The organism is Geomesophilobacter sediminis (genome assembly GCF_016458275.1).
Lineage (GTDB): Bacteria > Desulfobacterota > Desulfuromonadia > Geobacterales > Geobacteraceae > Geomesophilobacter > Geomesophilobacter sediminis.
In genome coordinates, this window is sequence record NZ_JAEMHM010000005.1 from 216,556 (window position 1) to 234,432 (window position 17,877).

The 17,877-nt window shown below is 62.1% G+C and carries 16 protein-coding genes; 9 read left to right on the top strand and 7 right to left on the bottom strand.

Annotation, left to right across the window (positions count from 1 at the left end):
• Window positions 1–51: 51 nt before the first annotated feature.
• Window positions 52–642 (bottom strand): LOG family protein, encoded by a 591-nt coding sequence (locus JFN93_RS07625; protein ID WP_328753645.1) that lies wholly within the window; start codon window positions 640–642, stop codon window positions 52–54.
• Between the two features lie 197 nt (window positions 643–839).
• Between JFN93_RS07625 and JFN93_RS07630 the strand changes: the two genes are divergently transcribed.
• A complete protein-coding gene (locus tag JFN93_RS07630) occupies window positions 840–1,178 on the top strand; it encodes a DUF3024 domain-containing protein (protein ID WP_199383409.1) in 339 nt (112 codons plus the stop codon).
• A gap of 187 nt (window positions 1,179–1,365) precedes the next feature.
• Here JFN93_RS07630 and JFN93_RS07635 read toward each other — a convergent pair whose 3' ends face one another.
• Window positions 1,366–2,706 (bottom strand): MATE family efflux transporter, encoded by a 1,341-nt coding sequence (locus JFN93_RS07635; RefSeq protein WP_199383410.1) that lies wholly within the window; start codon window positions 2,704–2,706, stop codon window positions 1,366–1,368.
• Window positions 2,707–3,257: 551 nt separating this feature from the next.
• Between JFN93_RS07635 and JFN93_RS07640 the strand changes: the two genes are divergently transcribed.
• Together JFN93_RS07640 and JFN93_RS07645 are read left to right on the top strand one after the other, a co-directional pair.
• Window positions 3,258–5,024 (top strand): hybrid sensor histidine kinase/response regulator, encoded by a 1,767-nt coding sequence (locus JFN93_RS07640; RefSeq protein WP_199383411.1) that lies wholly within the window; start codon window positions 3,258–3,260, stop codon window positions 5,022–5,024.
• A 169-nt stretch (window positions 5,025–5,193) separates the two neighbouring features.
• Window positions 5,194–6,405 (top strand): sulfotransferase family protein, encoded by a 1,212-nt coding sequence (locus JFN93_RS07645; RefSeq protein ID WP_199383412.1) that lies wholly within the window; start codon window positions 5,194–5,196, stop codon window positions 6,403–6,405.
• A 272-nt stretch (window positions 6,406–6,677) separates the two neighbouring features.
• Here the strand turns inward: JFN93_RS07645 and JFN93_RS07650 are convergent, their stop codons facing one another.
• Complete coding sequence (locus tag JFN93_RS07650) at window positions 6,678–7,442, bottom strand: DUF1186 domain-containing protein (RefSeq protein WP_199383413.1); 765 nt, start codon at window positions 7,440–7,442, stop codon at window positions 6,678–6,680.
• Between the two features lie 124 nt (window positions 7,443–7,566).
• On the bottom strand, window positions 7,567–8,175 hold the full coding sequence (locus JFN93_RS07655; RefSeq protein WP_199383414.1) for a hypothetical protein: 609 nt from the start codon (window positions 8,173–8,175) through the stop codon (window positions 7,567–7,569).
• Between the two features lie 203 nt (window positions 8,176–8,378).
• Between JFN93_RS07655 and JFN93_RS07660 the strand changes: the two genes are divergently transcribed.
• Complete coding sequence (locus tag JFN93_RS07660; RefSeq protein ID WP_199383415.1) at window positions 8,379–9,077, top strand: pirin family protein; 699 nt, start codon at window positions 8,379–8,381, stop codon at window positions 9,075–9,077.
• Window positions 9,078–9,260: 183 nt separating this feature from the next.
• Here JFN93_RS07660 and JFN93_RS07665 read toward each other — a convergent pair whose 3' ends face one another.
• On the bottom strand, window positions 9,261–9,800 hold the full coding sequence (locus tag JFN93_RS07665; protein WP_199383416.1) for a phospholipase D family nuclease: 540 nt from the start codon (window positions 9,798–9,800) through the stop codon (window positions 9,261–9,263).
• Between the two features lie 338 nt (window positions 9,801–10,138).
• On the opposite strand from JFN93_RS07665, the gene JFN93_RS07670 reads away from it, so the two are divergent.
• From JFN93_RS07670 to JFN93_RS07690, 5 genes are all read left to right on the top strand, one after another.
• Window positions 10,139–11,596, top strand: a complete 1,458-nt coding sequence (locus tag JFN93_RS07670) for a DUF438 domain-containing protein (protein WP_199383417.1) — start codon at window positions 10,139–10,141, stop codon at window positions 11,594–11,596.
• Between the two features lie 201 nt (window positions 11,597–11,797).
• Window positions 11,798–11,953, top strand: a complete 156-nt coding sequence (locus JFN93_RS07675) for a hypothetical protein (RefSeq protein WP_199383418.1) — start codon at window positions 11,798–11,800, stop codon at window positions 11,951–11,953.
• A 158-nt stretch (window positions 11,954–12,111) separates the two neighbouring features.
• Entirely contained in the window at window positions 12,112–12,621 is a 510-nt protein-coding gene (locus JFN93_RS07680; RefSeq protein WP_199383419.1) for a YgjV family protein, read from the top strand.
• Between the two features lie 235 nt (window positions 12,622–12,856).
• Window positions 12,857–13,231 (top strand): hypothetical protein, encoded by a 375-nt coding sequence (locus JFN93_RS07685; protein ID WP_199383420.1) that lies wholly within the window; start codon window positions 12,857–12,859, stop codon window positions 13,229–13,231.
• 61 nt (window positions 13,232–13,292) lie between these two features.
• Window positions 13,293–13,664 (top strand): hypothetical protein, encoded by a 372-nt coding sequence (locus tag JFN93_RS07690; protein ID WP_199383421.1) that lies wholly within the window; start codon window positions 13,293–13,295, stop codon window positions 13,662–13,664.
• 146 nt (window positions 13,665–13,810) lie between these two features.
• Here JFN93_RS07690 and JFN93_RS07695 read toward each other — a convergent pair whose 3' ends face one another.
• Window positions 13,811–15,796, bottom strand: coding sequence for a methyl-accepting chemotaxis protein (locus JFN93_RS07695; RefSeq protein WP_199383422.1), 1,986 nt, complete (start codon window positions 15,794–15,796; stop codon window positions 13,811–13,813).
• Between the two features lie 381 nt (window positions 15,797–16,177).
• Window positions 16,178–17,671 carry a leucyl aminopeptidase gene (locus JFN93_RS07700; RefSeq protein WP_199383423.1) on the bottom strand — a complete coding sequence of 498 codons (1,494 nt, stop codon included), beginning with the start codon at window positions 17,669–17,671 and terminating at the stop codon, window positions 16,178–16,180.
• Window positions 17,672–17,877: the final 206 nt, after the last annotated feature.

Sequence of the window (17,877 nt, forward strand, 5' to 3'; positions counted from 1 at the left end):
TGATCGGACTGATCCGTCTGAGATCTCCACACTCGGGGGCCGCCAGCGGCTTTACGTATCCTGCTCCACGATAAGTTTCGCGACGTGCGGCGGGGTGAAGCTCCGGAAGCGTTCCAAAAGCGCGGCGGGCTCGCTTTCCACGATCAACATCGAGCGGTGCGGCTGCTTCACGAACTGCTCGGCGACCGTGTGGTCCAGAAAGGTCGCGAGGGCATCGTAGTAACCGGCTACGTTGAGCAGGCCGCACGGCTTTTCGTGGAAACCGAGCTGGGCCCAGGTCCAGACCTCGAAGAGCTCCTCCAAAGTCCCGATCCCGCCGGGCAGCGCGACGAAGCCGTCGGCCAGCTCCGCCATGAGCGTCTTGCGCTCGTGCATGGAGCGGGTCACGTGCAGCTCGGTCAGACCGGTGTGGGCGACCTCCTTTTTGACCAGCGCATCGGGAATGATCCCCACAACCTCCCCGCCCAGTGCCAGAACCGTATCGGCAACGACCCCCATGATACCGATGTTGGCCCCACCGTACACCAGCCGGATGCCCCTCTCCACCAGGGCGGCGCCGAGCGCCCGGGCCGCCTCAGAATACGCCTCCAACCGCCCCGGACTGGACCCACAGTAGACGCAAATGCTTTTCAGTTCCCTCACTCTGCACCTCTTACCATCGATTGATCTTTTGCCCCGAAGTTAGTCGCACGGATCGGGGCAGGAATTGGAAGCATACGACGTCACCGCCGGCGAAACAAGAAGAAAGGAGGCGAAAGGCCGTTGATGGAAACTTGCAAATATCTCAAAGAAGCCGTACCTTCTGTCATAGGCGTTGTCGCTGCGGGGAGGGAACTGTCATGGCGTTGCCGGAACTGGTCAAGCGGTCGGTAGAAACGAAGCTGCAACGGTACTGCGAGCAGAAAGTCCCTTCGGACGTCCCGTTGCGGATTCTCTACACCCTGAGAGGCAACAGCGTGACGATCATCGAATCTCGTCCGCACTACTGCGAAAATGACCGCTGGGTCGAAGTCCCGGTGGCACAGTTTCGCTTCAGCCCCGAGCAAAGGTTGTGGTCGCTGTACTGGGCCGACCGCAACCTGCGCTGGCACCCCTACGAGGGCCTGGACCCGGACCCGAAGATAGAAACGCTCTTGCAGGAAATCGACCGGGATCCGACCTGCATTTTCTGGGGGTGAGCTGGTCAATGAACAACGAGCAATGAACAATAACGGCATCAATCAGCGGTTCAGATGCATGCTCCGAAATCCTCCATCCACACGGCACAACTCCTTCTACCAATAAAAGACCGGTTTTCACCACCAACGAAAAAGCCAGCCCCCCTCTTCGGGAGCTGGCTTTTTTTGTCACGGGCCAAGACTGGATTCAGGTGGATTCCCGCAAGACGTTGATCTTGCGCCATGCGCCGGCGCGGAAGCGGAGCGACCAGATCACGGCGGTGGCAAACACGAACGCGGTGGCCAGGGTCCACTCGGCGACCAGCCCGGGCGCATGCCGCACGACCAGCCACAAAAGGGTGAGAAAGGCGCCGGTGCAGAACATGAAGGTCCGGGCGACCCAGTGGGTGTCTCCGGCGGAGGCGAGGATGCACCCGATCATCACGTTGGCGGCGTCGAAGAGGCAGTAAAAGGCGACGAATTTCATGATCAGCGCCCCCGCCGCCACGATGCGGGCGCTTTCCGGCCCGTCCCCGGCAAAAAAGGCGATCAGCGGCGCCGACGCGGTGGCAAAGAGGACCGCCATCGCCAGCATCCAGACCTCGCAGACCAGCAGGGATTGCGCGGTGATCCCGGGAACGTCGTCGTCCTCCCCGGCGCCGCGGGCGTGCCCGACCAGGACCCCGGCGGCCTGCCCCAGTCCCAAGGCCGGGAAAAACGCGGTCCCGTTGATGCGGAAGGCGATGCTCGAAGCGGCAAGCTCCGCGGTTCCCAGCCGCCCCACCACGACCAGGAATATCGTCCAGGCGGCGAGTTCACCGCTGATCCTAAGCCCCAACGGCATCGCCAGGATAAGGAAACGCTTCAGCTCGATCCAGTCGAGCCGGCGCGCCGGAGCGTCGGAAAAGCCGTGGGCGCGGGCGAAAACCGCGACATAGAGCGCGGCGGCCACCGCCTGCGCCAGGACGGTGGCGAGCGCCGCCCCCGAGATCCCCAGCCGCGGCAGGCCCCATTCTCCCAGCACCAATCCCCACGCCAAAAGCGCATTCACGAAGATGGAGATGAAGGTGACCGCGGTGACGAGGACGGGGCGGCCGATGCCCGAAAGCCAGCCGCCGAAGGCGGAGCCGACCACCGGGAAAAACGAGCCGGCCATGCAGATCAAAAAGTAGCTGCTTTCGTAGCGCGCCACCAACGGCTCGTGCCCGGCCAGATGGAAAAGCTGCGCCAGCGGCCAGGCGATGGCGAGCGCAAGCAGCCCGGCAGCCAGCGAGGTGTAGATGCCCAGCCAGGCAGAGGAGAGGACGCCGTGCCGGTCGCCGCGGCCGTGGCTGTGGGCGACGAAGGTCCCGGCATAGCCGGCGGTCCCGAAAAGAAAGCCCTGGAAGAGAATCACCGCCATCCCCGACGGACCGATCGCCGCAACGGCGGCTCCCGAGTGACGCGACAGGACGACGGCGTCGACGATTTGCATCAACGTGATTGCCGACGAGGAGAGGATCATCGGTCCGGCCAGTTTCAGCAGGCGTGGTACGTGGTTGAATCTCATGCAGCTCCCTGGGATAAAGAGCACAGTCTACGCCAGATGTTCCGGCAAGAAAAGGGTGAAACGGCAACGATGACGTATACATGAACGAAGCAGGGACACCGGACCGGACGGGGATATTTCCCGTTCGAATACCGGAGATGGAAAAAGTCAGCTTGTATCTCGACGCATTTTCGTTAATTATAAGCAACTAGCTCAAACTATCTGAGTATCTCACCGAGCCGACTCATCAGGAGCACGCCCTGATGCGAGTAAACGGATTCGAGATACACTCTGTGCGACCTTCCCTGGCTGCAGACTGTCTGCGCAGTAGCACTAGATGCCGGGGTTACCAATAACCCTCTGGCAATGACAGTGTTCCCGGAAGCACTGCGGCCTCTCCTGACTGCAGGTGTAATTAAAAGCGCGCTCGCCCTCACGCGAGACTGCATATCTGTAACTTGCCCCGCCCATTCACCATGGGTTACCTTGCCGCCGAACACCTACCTGGCATCACGTATTGCTCCGTTTGGGCCGGCTCAACACTTCTAGCCTCGTCCCTGGGAGAGGGAATCATGACGCGACAGGCTTCCCGGTATACCAGTGCAACTGCCCGCATCGTGGCCGTCTACGCGCTGTTCGGACTGGTCTGGATCTACGGATCGGACACCGCCCTCGGCTGGCTGGTCAAGGACCACGCGGTAATGGTGAAAATCGCCGTCATCAAGGGATCCCTGTTCATCGTCACCACGGCGGCACTCCTTTTCTTCCTGATCAGCCGCTTTGCGCGGCAGATCGACGCTGCCGAGCGGCGGGAACTGGAAAGCCTGAAGGGGTACCTGGCGATTTTCAACGCTACCAACGAGGCGATCTTCGTTCATGACGCCCAAAGCGGCAGGATCCTCGACGTGAACGACCGGATGCTGGAAATCTTCGGGGTATCGCGTGAGGAGGCCCTCAACCTCGACATCGCGCGGCTGTCCGAAGGACACCCCCCCTATGGGGAAGCGGAGGCGACGGAGAAACTACGCCGGGCCATGGCTGAGGGGCCCCAGGTGTTCGAATGGCATTCGCGCCGCAAAAACGGAGAACTCTTCTGGTCGGAGATTTCCCTCAAGCGGGTGGCCACCGACGATTACGACCGGATCATCGCGGTGGTACGGGACGTAAGCGAGCGAAGACTCCTGGAGGAACAGCTGCGCCAGTCGCAAAAGCTCGAGTCGATTGGCCGGCTGGCCGGCGGGGTTGCCCACGACTTCAACAACATGCTTTCGGTCATCGTGGGGTATGCGCAGCTGTCGCTTTTGAAGCTTCCCGAGGATGATCCCTATCACGAGGTGTTCCAACAGATCCTCAAGGCAGCGGAGCGCTCCAGCGAGATCACCCGGCAGCTCCTCGCCTTTTCCCGCAAGGAGGTCATCGCGCCGCGCCCCCTCGACCTGAACCAGGTAATCCTGGCGACCGAGAAGAACCTGGGGCGCCTGATCGGGGAGGACATTGAACTCACCTTCCGCCCGGCAGCCGGCCTCTGGCTCATCAAGGCCGACCCGGTCCAGGTGGACCAGATTCTCATGAATCTCGCCGCCAACGCGCGCGATGCCATGCCGGACGGAGGCGTCCTGACCATCACGACGGGAAACATCTGCATCGACGAGGACTACAGCAGGTACTGCCTGGACGCCCACCCCGGCGAATACGTGCTTCTCACGGTAAACGACACCGGAGTGGGGATGGACCGGGAGATCCGGGAGCATATCTTCGAACCCTTTTTCACAACCAAGAACAGAGGCGCCGGGACGGGGCTGGGGCTTGCCACCGTGTACGGCATCCTCGTCCAGAACAACGGGTTCATCGAATGCCACAGCGAACGGGGACAGGGAAGCGTTTTCCGCTGCTACCTGCCACGGCTGCCGGAGACGGAAGTCCCGGCGGAGGAGGCCAAGGAAGCAAAGGAACCGGAACGGAGCCAGGGAAGCGGCACCATCCTTCTGGTAGAGGACGAGGAAATGCTTCTCCAGATGAGCGCGAAGATGCTGGAAGAGATGGGGTACCGGGTGATCCAGAACCAAAGTCCAGAGGAGGCACTGGCCCGTTGTCAAAAAGGGGAACCGTTCGACCTGGTCCTCACCGACGTGGTGATGCCCGGAATGAACGGGAAAGAAATGGCGGAGAAAATGAAGGCGGTCCGGCCGGGAATCAAGGTCCTCTTCATGTCCGGCTACACGTCGGAAATAGTGGCGAAACGCGGGATCATCGAGGACGGCATGCACTATATTCAGAAGCCGATCGACATGACCCGGCTCAGGGAAAAGATCAAAGAGGTACTCGCTGATCGACGGTAAGGCAGGCCCCGCAGAAATCGGGAGAAGAAACAGGATGGCGGGTAACGACGAGCAGGAACCACCAGGACGGAGATGCTCATTAGTACACATCCGTGCTATCGTCATGCATAGCGGTTGATTTTCCTTTTAATAGCCGCGCAATCCGACAACAAGGGAAGTGACCCAAGGCATGAACGGTAATGCAACGCGGGCAAAAATCCCCTGGACACTGGGGGTGGCGCCCCTCGACGCAGACAGGCTCCTCCTGGAAGCGGCGCAAAAAGCCGGCCCCCAAACGGTCGACCGGGAGTTCGAAACGGCGCTGAAGACCCTGGTGCAGGCCTTGAACGAGGAGGCGGAGCTGGGGCTCGTCGGACAGATGGCGGCCCGGCAGCATCTGCGGGAACTTCTGGAAACCCGTTTCCGGCTGCTCGAGCTCTGGCAACACCAGCCGGCAATCCAGGCAGCGCCGGTCCTCCCCCAGATCTTTCTTACCGGCCTCCCCAAGACCGGCTCCACCTTCCTGCATCGCCTTCTCGCGCTCGACCCGGACAACCGGGTGCCCCGGATGTGGGAAGTCATGCTTCCCCTCCCTCCACCCGACCGCGCCAGCGCCGCCACCGACGATCGGATCCGCAGGGCCCAAAACCGGCTCCGCTGGCTGAACTGGATCCACCCCAAGCTGGTCCGGGCGCATCCGGTCGGCGCAGCCCTCCCGCAGGAATGCGGTGCCCTGCTCGGCTACACCCTCGAGTCCTCCGTCTTTCTCGACATGTTCACCGTCCCCTCCTACGAGAGCTGGCTGCGCAGCCGCGACCTCGGCAACGCCTACCGGTTCCACGCTCAACTTTTGCAACACCTGCAGTGGCACTCCCCCGCCGACCGATGGGTGCTGAAATCCTCCGACCACCTCTATGCCCTGAAGGCGCTCCTGAAGACCTATCCCGAGGCGCTCTTCGTCTTTCTGCACCGCGACCCGCTCCGGGTGCTGCAGGCCGCCTGCAGCCAGATGGCCCTCTTGAAGCGGGTCTTCAGCCGCCAGGTTGACTTCGAAAAGCTGGGGGGCTACGAAAGCGGCTGCCTGCACGACAAGATTGAGCTGATCCTGGAGTTTCGCGCCAGCCATCCGCAGTTGGAGGAGCGCATCGTCGACGTGCGCTACCAGGATCTCGCCGAAGATCCGGTGGCGACGGTCCGGCGCATTTATGAGCGTTTCGGGCTGCGCCTTACCGACGCAGCCGCGGCCCGCATGGCGGCGTTCGCCGCAGCCGAGCGCGGCGGCAACCGCACCGACACCTTCCCCCTCGGTGCCTTCAGCCTCGATCCCGATAGGCGCTCCCCGCACTTCGAGCTTTACCGCGAGCGGTTCGCCCTGGAGCGCGAGGAGCTGCGCGATCGATGAACGAAGCACCCTGGGAGTGGCCCGGGCGAAAGGAACAATGGCAGTACCATGACAAGGACGTGAAGGTGAGGATGGTCCGAAAAGAAGGCGCGGTAGCGGTGGGGACCGTGACGTAACGGGTTTCGACACCAGTGATTCATAGAAAAGGGCCAGTCCCCGGGGACCGGCCCTTTTCTCCACTGCGTCCATCAAACAACGAGGAGGGCACAGGATATTGATCCCGGTCCTCCGGTAAGAGCGGCACTCCTGCGGCGAGGTATCGCGCCGATGTCCTATTCGAGCTCGGCGGCCTTCCAGCGGTTTTCGCCGCGGCGGAGGTATCCCTCGACATCGCGAGGTATCTCCTCCTCCACTTGGGCGCGCCACGTTTTCAGGAACTCTTCCTTGTCCAGGCCCACCGCCGCCTCGACCTCTTCCAGCGAGGCGAAGTCCTCGGGGGCGAGCCCTTCATCGTACGCCCTGCGGATCACGTCCATCGCCCCGTCCGGATGGATGTCGATCAAGGCCGCGATGGTCAACTGCCACAGGACGTCGTTTTCTCCCGCCTTCTCGGTAAGGAACTCCCGCAGGAACCCCTGGACCTCCTCCCTGTTGGCGCTCCCCCGCGCGATGGCATAGGTCAGGGCATCCACCGCCGCCCCGCGGACGTAGTCGTCCACCTTCTCGTCGAGGATCATCGCCTTGATCGCGTCCAGGCTCCCGCCAGAGGTCTGAACGAGAACCGCCGCCAGCCGTTCCATCTCCAGATCCCCCCATACCCCGTCGAGGTACTCCTGCGGGATGGAAAAGGCCCTGATGATGGGGAGATGGGCCGCCGGTTCCTGGAAATAGGCCAGAAGCGCCGCCGCATAGAGATGGACCTCCCGGTCTCCGCCGGAAAAATGCGCCGGGTTGGTTGCCACCTCTTCCAGGACGGCGATCAGCCGCGGCGTGATCTGCTCTTTAAGCGTCACCGCCAGTTCCACCTGCTGGTCCTTGTAGCGCCCCTTGGCGATGTCGAATGAGTCCAGCAGTGATTCCAGTATCTCTTCATGCATAGGAAAACCCCTGAGCGGCAATGTGATAAGTTATCGGCCTTTTTGTCATAGGGGGAGGATGAGGTCAATCAAAAAAGGAAGCTGCCTGTCTCAGGTGGTTGACCGGAAAGGGGCGGGAGGTACTTTAGGCCCCTCCGCTTTTGCCCGCATTCATCGGCGGGTGATTGTGGGTCTGGATGCGCTTGAGTTCCTTTTGCAGCCGCTTCAACGCCCGGTTCAACCGAAAGCAGTAAATGCGCAGCTTCAGCAGGTAAAACACGCGCTTGACGAAGGAAAACAACCCCGTGTTCTCCTTCACCTCTTTGTTCACCCAGCTCCCTTTATCAAGGAAAGAGAACGACCCGTCATTGCGCAACCGGATCCGGTAATGGCTGATTTCCCCGCAGGTACAGCTCCCAATTGCGGTTATATCCACCACCTCTTCGATCAGCGAACCAACCTGCCCGTGCACCGCCGAAAGCGGCAGCGGCGTATTGCAGGCCGTGCACCAGAAAATGAGTCCCTCCACCTGGTACCCGTTGGGAAAACGGATCGGGAAGGATTGTTCCAGCGAATTGGCAGCCATCAGGACTTTTTCGCTCTCGGTCATGACTTTCGTCCTTCGGCGCATCGGCGGACCAGCCGCAGGGAAAATGCTGCACAGCAGTTGATCGGCCCACCCACCCTTTCCGTTGGGACAACCAAGAATCGTACCAGTCGGCAAACGCCCCCCAAAACGGTGGCGTGGCGGCACCTTACCCGGCCCCGCGAAAAATCAGCCTTCTCGAAGCGCTGTACCTTTTTAAAACAAACGCTACAAAATTGAACCGCCCGGGGGCGGGAGACCGGGTCGGGGAGCTCCAACTGGGGACATCTTTATTTTTCGCAGCCGGAGGACTACATTGATAGGGTGACCTGCGACCGTTAATGACAAGTCCGGGTACCGGGAGAGACATCATGATCACGATCAGAAAAGCAGCGGAACGTGGTCACGCCGACCACGGCTGGCTCAACACCTACCATACCTTTTCTTTTGCCAACTACTACGACCCGAGGTTCATGGGATTCCGGGACCTGCGGGTCATCAACGAGGACCGGGTTGCTCCGGGGGAAGGCTTTCCCCGTCATCCCCACCAGGACATGGAGATCGTCTCCTACGTGCTGGCAGGGGCCCTGGAACACAAAGACAGCATGGGGACCGGCTCGGTGATCCGTCCCGGTGATGTGCAGCGGATGAGCGCCGGCACCGGGGTCACCCACAGCGAGTTCAACCATTCGCGCAATGAGGAGCTTCATTTCCTGCAGATCTGGATTCTTCCGGCGCAGGAAGGGACCGCCCCGAGCTACGAGCAGAAGTTCTTCTCCCCCGAGGATAAAGAGGGGAAGCTGCGCCTGATCGGCTCCCCCGACGGCCGGGACGGTTCGGTCACCATCGGGCAGGACGTGAACCTCTACGCGGCGCTGGTCCATCCCGGCGACGCGCTGCGCCACATCATCCGGAGCAGGCGCCATGCCTGGGTGCAGGTCGCGGGCGGCAGCATCATGGTCAACGGCCACCGGCTGGATGCCGGCGACGGCTTGGCGGCCAGCGAAGAAGAACTCCTCGAAATCTCCGGCGTGAAGGCAGGCGAGATCCTCCTCTTCGATCTCGCGTGAGAGTCAGCAGTTTGGTGCTGTTGGCCAAGAGGGTGGTAACAGACAAAAGGACCTGCTTTAACCGGCAGGTCCTTTTGTCATGGATGGATGGGATGGAGTTACCTCCGTGCCAGAGCAGCTATAAACCAGGAGCGGCGCAGCAACCAGGGAGGCAAGATCCGGCTCCGACGGCTCATTGCCTGATCACTGCCTTCCCGCATAGACGATGGCCTTCCCCCGATGCGCCTCGAAGTTCTTGAGATACGTCTCCACCAGCCGCGGGTTTCCCTTGAGCACCAGGAGGTTCTCCGCGTTTTTCTCCTCGGCGGCCTTGGTGAAGTTGAAGGAACCGGTGATGATCGTCTCCCGGTCGATGATCATGATCTTGTTATGGGCGATGGCGTAACGGTCGTCGATGTAGGTGAAGATCCCGGCATGGGCCACGAAGTCCGCCGAGGTGTATTTCGCCCCACGCTGGCTTTTGTCCAGGAGCACCTCCACGTGCACCCCGCGCTTTTTTGCGTCCACGAGCGCCTTGGCGATGGGGCGGCTGGTGAAGGAATATGCCTGTACCAGGATCTCGGACCGGGCCAGTTCCAGCTCCCGCACCACCGCCTCGGTCGCCCCCCCGTTGGGCGAAAAATAGACCTCCACCGTCCCCACCGAAGGCATCGGCCCGGCGGCAAGAACGGGAAAAGTCACCGTTACCACGAGAATAAGGACCAGAAGAGCTGTTTTGCGCATGATTACCCCACGAGATACTACTGAGGCAATCAATACAATCAGCGGCGGGAGATAGTCAACGGGAAAGATCGTGAAGGCGCCGCAAAGGGCGGGTATCACCCTTGCCTGGTGGCTTATGCCTGAATTCTTCAGAGGACGAGGGGCACGCCGGCCAAGTCTCGCCTGAGGGGGCAACTTGCCAAGCCTGCCCCCAAGGCCCGGGGAGCATTTCTAACTGCGGCTTTCCAAACCGGACCTTTTTTGCCGTTTGATGACCTGAATCAAGGAAGTGAAGCGCCCTTCTTTGCTATCGTCACCTCAACAGATGAGTCACCGATAGCAGCAGAAGGAGAAACAACATGGAAATCAGCGGCCAATCCAAACTGCACGACCTTATTGAGGAATACCCGTTCCTGCTGGAGTTCCTGATCAACCGCTCCCCGAAGTTCAAGATGCTCAAGAGCTCCGTCCTGCGGAACACGGTCGGCAAGGTGGCACCGCTGGCCCACGTTGCGGAGAAGGGCGGCATTCCCCTGCCCCAGCTGATTTCCGAGATCGCCGCCGAGGTGAAAGCCCGCACCGGTGCCGAGATCGCCATCGCAGCGGGAGAGGACCAGGCTTCGACTTCGCCCCTTAAAGACGATGCGGCCCGGCAGGAGGCGTTGAAAGCGATCATCCGCGACCTGCACGACGGCGCCGACCCGGCCAGCCTGAAGCAACGCTTCCACGAACTGATCCGGGATGTGGAGCCGACCGAGATCGCCCGGATGGAGCAGAAACTGATCGCCGAGGGGATGCCCGAAAGCGAGATCAAGCGCCTGTGCGACGTGCACGTCCAGGTTTTCAAGGACTCCCTGGAACGACAGGAAGCACCGAGCGTTCCGGCCGGACACCCCCTGCACACCTATCTCCTGGAAAACCGCGCCGCGGAGAAGATCGCCGCGGAAATCGAAAGTATCACTGGCCAGTTGGACGGGGCCGGCGATTCGGCCTGGCTGTCCCAACTGCGCCAGAAGCTGATTCCCCTCACCGACCGGCTTGCCGACATCAACCTGCACTACCTGCGCAAGGAGAACCAGCTCTTCCCGGTACTGGAACAGCACGAAATCAGCGGTCCTTCCGAGGTGATGTGGGCGATCCACGACGACATCCGGCAGAGCATGAAACGGGTGCGCGCCGAACTCGCCGCGGGGCGGATTCCGACGCCCGCCGCCCTGAAGGAGCTCCTGCAGAGCATCGCCGACATGGTCTACAAGGAGGAGCAGATCCTGTTCCCGATGGCGCTGGAGATCCTGACCGAGGCCGATTGGCGGAAAGTCCGCCAGGGCGAGGAGGAGATCGGCTACGCCTGGGTACAGCCGGAGGCGGCTTGGGGCGGCGAGGAGGCACTGGCGGCGCCCAATTCCGGCGCGGAGATCGAGCTCGACACCGGCCGGCTGACTCCCGAGGTGCTGAACCTGATGCTGACCCACCTGCCGCTGGACATCTCGTTCGTCAACGAAAACGACGAGGTGGCGTACTACTCCCAGGGAAAAGAGCGGATCTTCCCGCGCAGCCCCGGGGTCATCGGCAGGAAGGTTCAGAAGTGCCATCCCCCGAAGAGCCTCGACACGGTGCAGAAGATCCTGGACCAGTTCCGCGCCGGAGCGAGGGACAGCGCCGAATTCTGGATCCAGATGGGGGGACGTTTCCTCCACATCAGGTACTTCGCGGTCCGCGACGCCGGCGGCACCTACAAGGGATGCCTGGAGGTGAGCCAGGACGTAACCGGGATCAGAAGCCTGCAAGGCGAGCAGCGCCTTCTCGACTGGACTTAGAAGAAGCCGATCCGGCGACGGCCCCCTTTGCGGCCCGGCGGTTGTACATTCTTGTCCGACCGGATGGGTCACAATGTCCCGTTTTCCCAAGGGAATAGGAGTCGTGCTGATGTGATTTCAGCGGGTTACCTCCGGTCGCGTTTCTGGTATCGGATATGCTGTAGCAACGGGGACGGCATCTCAATTACCGGAGGCGATCCCATGAACAACTGTCAAGTTTTTCATCCCGCGCGACCCCATCACGAGGACCCGGTGCCCCCCCTGGATTTCACGGGCAACCAGCCCGCCCTGCCGCCCCTGACCACCGAGTCGGTGGTCTCGGTGGTCTACCTGATCGATGACGAGCCGGCCCCCTGAGCCCCGGCCGCCACGCCAGTAAAAGGGACGCACCCGCGAAGGATGCGTCCCTTTTTCGTTTCGGGGCCGGATCTGGTCGGCCGCCTTGACAGAGACCGCCGGGAGAGCGCATAGTGCCGCCTGCAGCCACGGCGGCAACTATGGTAGGTGGTGCGGTTATGAAATTCTTCTCTTTGGCCCAGTGTCTTGGCTACCTCGCGTTCGTCCTCGGCATCTATGCCTTTACCCGCAAAAACGACCGGCGGCTCAAGTTCATTGTCGGGCTGGAGAGCATCGCCTACGTCATCCATTTCACCTTGCTCGGCAACGCCGCCGCGGCGGGAAGCGCAGCGATCACCAGCGCCCGCTCCTTTCTCGCGGTGAAAACCGCCTCGCCGATCCTGGCGGCCCTCGTGATCGTGGCCAACATCTCCGTCGGCCTGCTCCTGACCCGGCATGCTTCCGACCTCCTTCCCGTGGTCGGGTCCGGCATCGCCACCTACGCCATGTTCGCCATGCGGGGCATCCCGATGCGGCTGGTCATCCTGGGAAGCACGTTCTGCTGGCTCGCCAACAACATCCTGACGGGCTCGATCGGCGGCACCTTGCTGGAGAGCATCATCGCCGTGGTGAACCTCTCCACCGTCGTGCAGATGTACCGTACCGAGGCCACTGCCGAACCCGCCTGAGCGGCGAGCGCTCCCCCTGCCGGGACGCCGGCGATCCCATTCCGTCCCCCGTTCATCGACCTGGTCGGGTATCCGCTGACCAAAACTCACACAACTGTACCGGAAACGAACAGCACCTCGCCACCACCTTCACAGCCAACGGTTTGAAATGTAAACACTCTCCCTTGGCATGCATCCTGTAACTGCACCAAAACCCAGTTTCGAACCTCTCACCCAGCAATCCCACTCAGGAACTATGGCCGACATAGAAATTGAAATCCGGGACGACACCCTCCTGCTGGCGGTCTCGGGAGTGGTGCACGTGGCGGACGTCATTGCCGCTATTGAGAAGTATTACCCCCTGGTTACCAAACACGTCATCTGGGACGTTACCCACGCCGACCTGAACCAGGCCGTCCCGGACGAGTTCCGCCAGGTATTCCCGTTGGTGAAACGGTACCGGAGGCCCTCCCCCGGTGCACGTACCGCGTACGTGGCCCGCCGTGAGAAGGACTACGCCCTGGCCCGGATGTTCTCCATCCTGGTTCAGTTGGAGGAGGTCTCCTCCGACATCCAGGTCTTTTACACGCTGAAGGAGGCGGAAGAATACATCCGCCAAGGCGGTGACTGATCGCGAAGGGGCGGCAAGCCCCGGGAACGGTAACCATGCAATGTAGAGATGGGGAGGAGAGATGCCCGACGTCACCAGCACGAAATTCAATGACATTCTGGTGCTCACCGTGCGGGGCAAGGTGAGCCGCCAAGACTTCGTCGATGCGATCGCACGTTTCTGCCCCCTGGTGGAGCGGCACCTCGTCTGGGATTTGATCGGGGCCGACCTGAGCGAGATCACCGCGGAAGAGATCCAGTGCCTCGGCGCGGTTTCCAAGGTGTACCGCCCCCTGCTTCCCGGCGCCAAGACCGCTTACGTGACCCAGGACGAACGCGTTTTCGGACTGACCCGGAAGGTCGCGGTGTATGCGGAAATGGCCGGTAGCCCGGTTACCCACATCGGGTGCCTGGACCTCGAGGAAGCGTTTTCCTTCGTAACCGCCGAGGAATAAGGCGCACCGACCAGTGATTCAGTCAGTGAGCAGGAAGGCGCAAGAGAGGTTACCCGATTGCGCCTGCGCGGCTTTGGCAAAAGAAAAGGACCCAGTCTACGCGGCTGGGTCCTTTTTCTTTTGGCAAGAGTCCCGGCCGGCGCCGGTCAGGCGAGCTTGAAGCGACCGACCATCCGCTCCAGCGTCTGGGCCAGGCCGGAAAGCTGGGAGGCGGCGGAGGCGGTCTCGTGGGCGCCGCGGGCGGTCTCGTGGACCACGTCGGTGATCTGCTGGATGTTGCCGGTGATCTCGGCGGTCACCGCGCTCTGCTCCTCCGCGGCGGTGGCGATCTGGTGCACCTGGGACGCCACGCGGTCGATGGCATCGACGATCTGGTGCAGCGCAGCGCCGGACTGGCGGGAATTCTCCATCCCCTTCCCGACCTCCCGCACCCCCTCCCCCATCCCGCTCACCGCCCCGGTGGTCTCACGCTGGATGGTGCGGATCATCTCGCCGATCTCCCGGGTCGCCCGGGTGGTCCGGTCGGCAAGCGCCCGAACCTCGTCGGCAACGACGGCAAAGCCGCGCCCCTGCTCCCCGGCACGGGCCGCCTCGATCGCCGCGTTCAGCGCGAGGAGGTTGGTCTGGTCGGCGATATCCTCGATGGTCCCGACGATGGCGCCGATCTGGTCGGAGCGGTCGCCCAAAGACGCGACCGTCTTGGCGGAGTCCTCGACGCAGCGGGCGATTTCCTGCATCCCGGAAAGGGTCGCCTCGACCACCCGGGCGCCGGACTGGGCGGTGCTCCCGGCTTCGGAGGAAACCTCGGCGGCGAGGACACAGTTGCCGGAGATTTCCTGGGAGGTGGCGGCCATCTCTTCGCTGGCGGTCGCCACGGCTACCGACTGGGAGGCAACCTCTTCGGCCGCCGTGGCGATCTGCTCGGCGGTCGCGTTGAGCTGGGTCGCCGAGGAGGCGATGTGAACCGTGGTGGCCGCGACCTGGGAAATGATGTCGTGCACGTGGTCCACGAACCGGTTGAACCACCGGCAAACCTCACCCAGCTCGTCGGAACTCTCCACGGGGAGCCGCTTGCTCAGGTCGCCGTCCCCTTCCGCGATGTCCTTCAGCATGCCGAGCATGCGGCTCAAGGGCCGGGTGATGCTGACGAAGACGAAGAAGCCGATCCCGAGAGCGGTCGCGACCAGCAGGGATGAGAGGACCAGGGCAAAGACCAGTTCCCCCTTGGCCTTGCCCGCCAGATCGTCCGAACTTTTCAGGATGTCCCGGGAAAGGGTGTCTTCCATCCCCTTCAGGGCATTGATCCTGGCGGTCGCGGTGGCAAACCATTCCTCCGCAGTGGTCCCGGAATTGCCGGTCCCGTTGGCCAGGACCGACTCGCGCAGCGCCTCCACCTTGGCGAAGGAGGGATCCTTGGCCGTGGCGTCGAAGGCTGCGACCTCTTCCGCGGAGGCGTACTTGCGGAACATCTCCAGGTAGGTCCGGTTGGCGGCGACGATCCCCAGGATGCGCTGCTCCTTTTCCCGATCCAGGGCATTGGCGCTCAGCACGGCGTTGAGGGTGGCGCGCTCCTTGCCGGCCTCCTCCTTGGCTTTGACAAACGCGTAGTAGGCGGCGGCGATGCGCATGATCTCGTGCTTTTGGCTGGAGGTCGCGACCGAGGCGACCACGTCCAGATAGGATCCGATCAACCCGGTATAAAAGGAGAACGAGTCGGCACCGGTGAAGGAAAGGGAGTCGACCTTGCCGCGGCTTTCCGGCAACTGTTCCTGGCGCGCCGCTGCGGTATCGAGGGAGCCCTGCACCATCTGGAGGGCCCCCTGGTTCGCTGCGACGTACTCCTTAACTTTCTTCAGCTCGCCGTTCACCGTCTCGCGCTGCTTGACGAGGTCATCCCGGAACTTTTCGCCTTTGGCGTTGATGAACCCGGAGGAGAGCCCGCGCTCCTTCTGCAGCTCGTGGGACAGGGCGCCGATCCGCACCGCAAGCCCGGTAAGGGTGTTCACCGCGGAGATGTTTTGGAGGACACCGTAGGCCTGCTGAACGTCGCGGACCGAGAAGATGACCAGTCCGATGATGGGCGCGAGCAGCATGAGCAACAACTTGGAACGCATGTTCAGTTTCTTCAACATCCACTACCTCCGTTTCGCCATTGAAAGGGCATGGGAAAGAAGCGCCACACTTATATGGCACCGTCATAACTAATTTACATTTCAGTAACATTCGGCATTTGACGATAAAATCTTTAATAAATAATCACAATCACGACGTATACAGATCGAAATCAAGAAAGGTAATGATTGAATATCTTTGTGTTAAGAACAAATACAACAATACTTTCTCATTCAAAGAGTAATATTCTAACTGACACAATAGGAGACGGCATTGCTGACCTTTTCAAAAGCTGCTTCGGTGGTATGACACGGAGAGGCAAAGCGCACCAAAAAGGAAAAGGGGAAGCCCAAACCGGACTTCCCCTTTTCCATTGCTTCACGGCCCTGGCAGGCCAAAGGTCAGGCGGCCTTTTCTCCCCCCCGCCGCAGGTACTCGATCAACAGCCGCACACCGACGCCGGTCGCCCCCTTGGGGGCGTAGGGACGGGCCTTTCCGGTCCAGGCGGTGCCGGCGATGTCGAGGTGGGCCCAGGGGGTGGAACCGACGAACTGCTTCAAAAACCATCCGGCCAGGATCGCGCCGCCGTCGCGCCCCCCCGCGTTCTTCAGATCGGCGATGTCGCTCTTCATCCCCTCGCCGTAATCGTCCCAAAGGGGGAGCTCCCAGATCCGCTCGCCGCTTAGCTCGGATGCCTTCTTGAGTGCCTCGACCAACGCCGGGTCCACCGACATCACCGCGGTCGCCTCGTGCCCCAGCGCGACGACGCAGGCACCGGTCAGCGTCGCCAGGTCGATGACCGCCGCGGGATTGAAGGTGCTCACGGCGTAATGCAGCGCGTCGCAGAGGATCATCCGCCCCTCGGCGTCGGTATTGGTGATCTCGATGGTGGTGCCCGACATGGAGGTGATCACATCCCCCGGTTTGTAGGCGGTCCCGCTCGGCATGTTCTCCACCGTCGGGATGATGCCGACCAGGTTCACCGGGAGTTTCAGCGCCGCGACCGCGTCGAGCGTCCCCAGGACGGCGGCGGCACCGGCCATGTCGGTCTTCATCTCCTCCATCCCCGGGCCGGGCTTGATGGAGATCCCGCCGGAATCGAAGGTGACCCCCTTGCCGACCAGGACGGTGGGGCGCGCCGCCCCTCCCCCCCGGTATTCCAAAACGATCAGGCGCGGCGGCTCCACCGATCCTTTGCCGACCGCGAGCAGCGCGTTCATCCCCAGCTTTTCCAGTTCGCCCACCTCGAGCACCCGGCAGCTCACCCCGCGCCGGGCGGCAAGTTCGCTCGCGGTCCGGGCCAGATACCCGGGAGTGACCACGTTGCCGGGATGGGAGACCAGGTCGCGGGCAAGCGCAACCCCCTGGCTGACGATCTCGGCACGGTAGACGGTTTCCTGCGCCGCGTCGAGGGGAGCGTGGTCCGGGAAGAGCAGGGTCATCCCGTCAAAGGCGAAGCGCTCCTCCCGGTCCTTGGTCTTGTAAGCCTCGAAGCTGTAGCTCCCCAGGAGAAACCCGGTGCAGCAGGCCTCGACCGCGCCGGGGGTGCCGGCGGCCAGGTGCAGGGCCGAGGCGAAGGTTGCGACCCGCGCCCCGCGCAGCGCGGCGGCGGCGTTGCCGGCGGCCTGACGCAGGCGCTCGTCGTCGAGCTCCCCCTTCTTGCCGAGCCCGACCAGGAGGAGGCGCTCGGCGGGGAGCTTGCCGAGGGTATGGATGAGCCGCGCGGTCTTCAGCTTGCCCGAGAACTCGCGGTTGTCCGCAAGCCGTTGCAGACACCCCTCGAGCCGGGCATCGCAGGCGGCGAAAAGTTCGTTTTTTTCATCCTCAAAACAGCCGATGACCAGTGCGGGGGTGGGATGATCCAAAGCGGTGGTGCACGTCAATGCGATCTTCATGATATTGCCTCCTGGAAGTGGATGAAAAGCATGGTAGCGAATCGTTGTCCCTATCATGACAGAAGCCGGGCCATCGGTGACAACTTTTTTAATGGGAGCCGACAGGTTAACAGGATGAGATGCGTCAGCGGCGGTGATTCCGCATGGTAGGAGCTACCTTCCGGTCGCGATGACCGAAGGTCGGACGCGAGCAGAAGGGGGGTGCC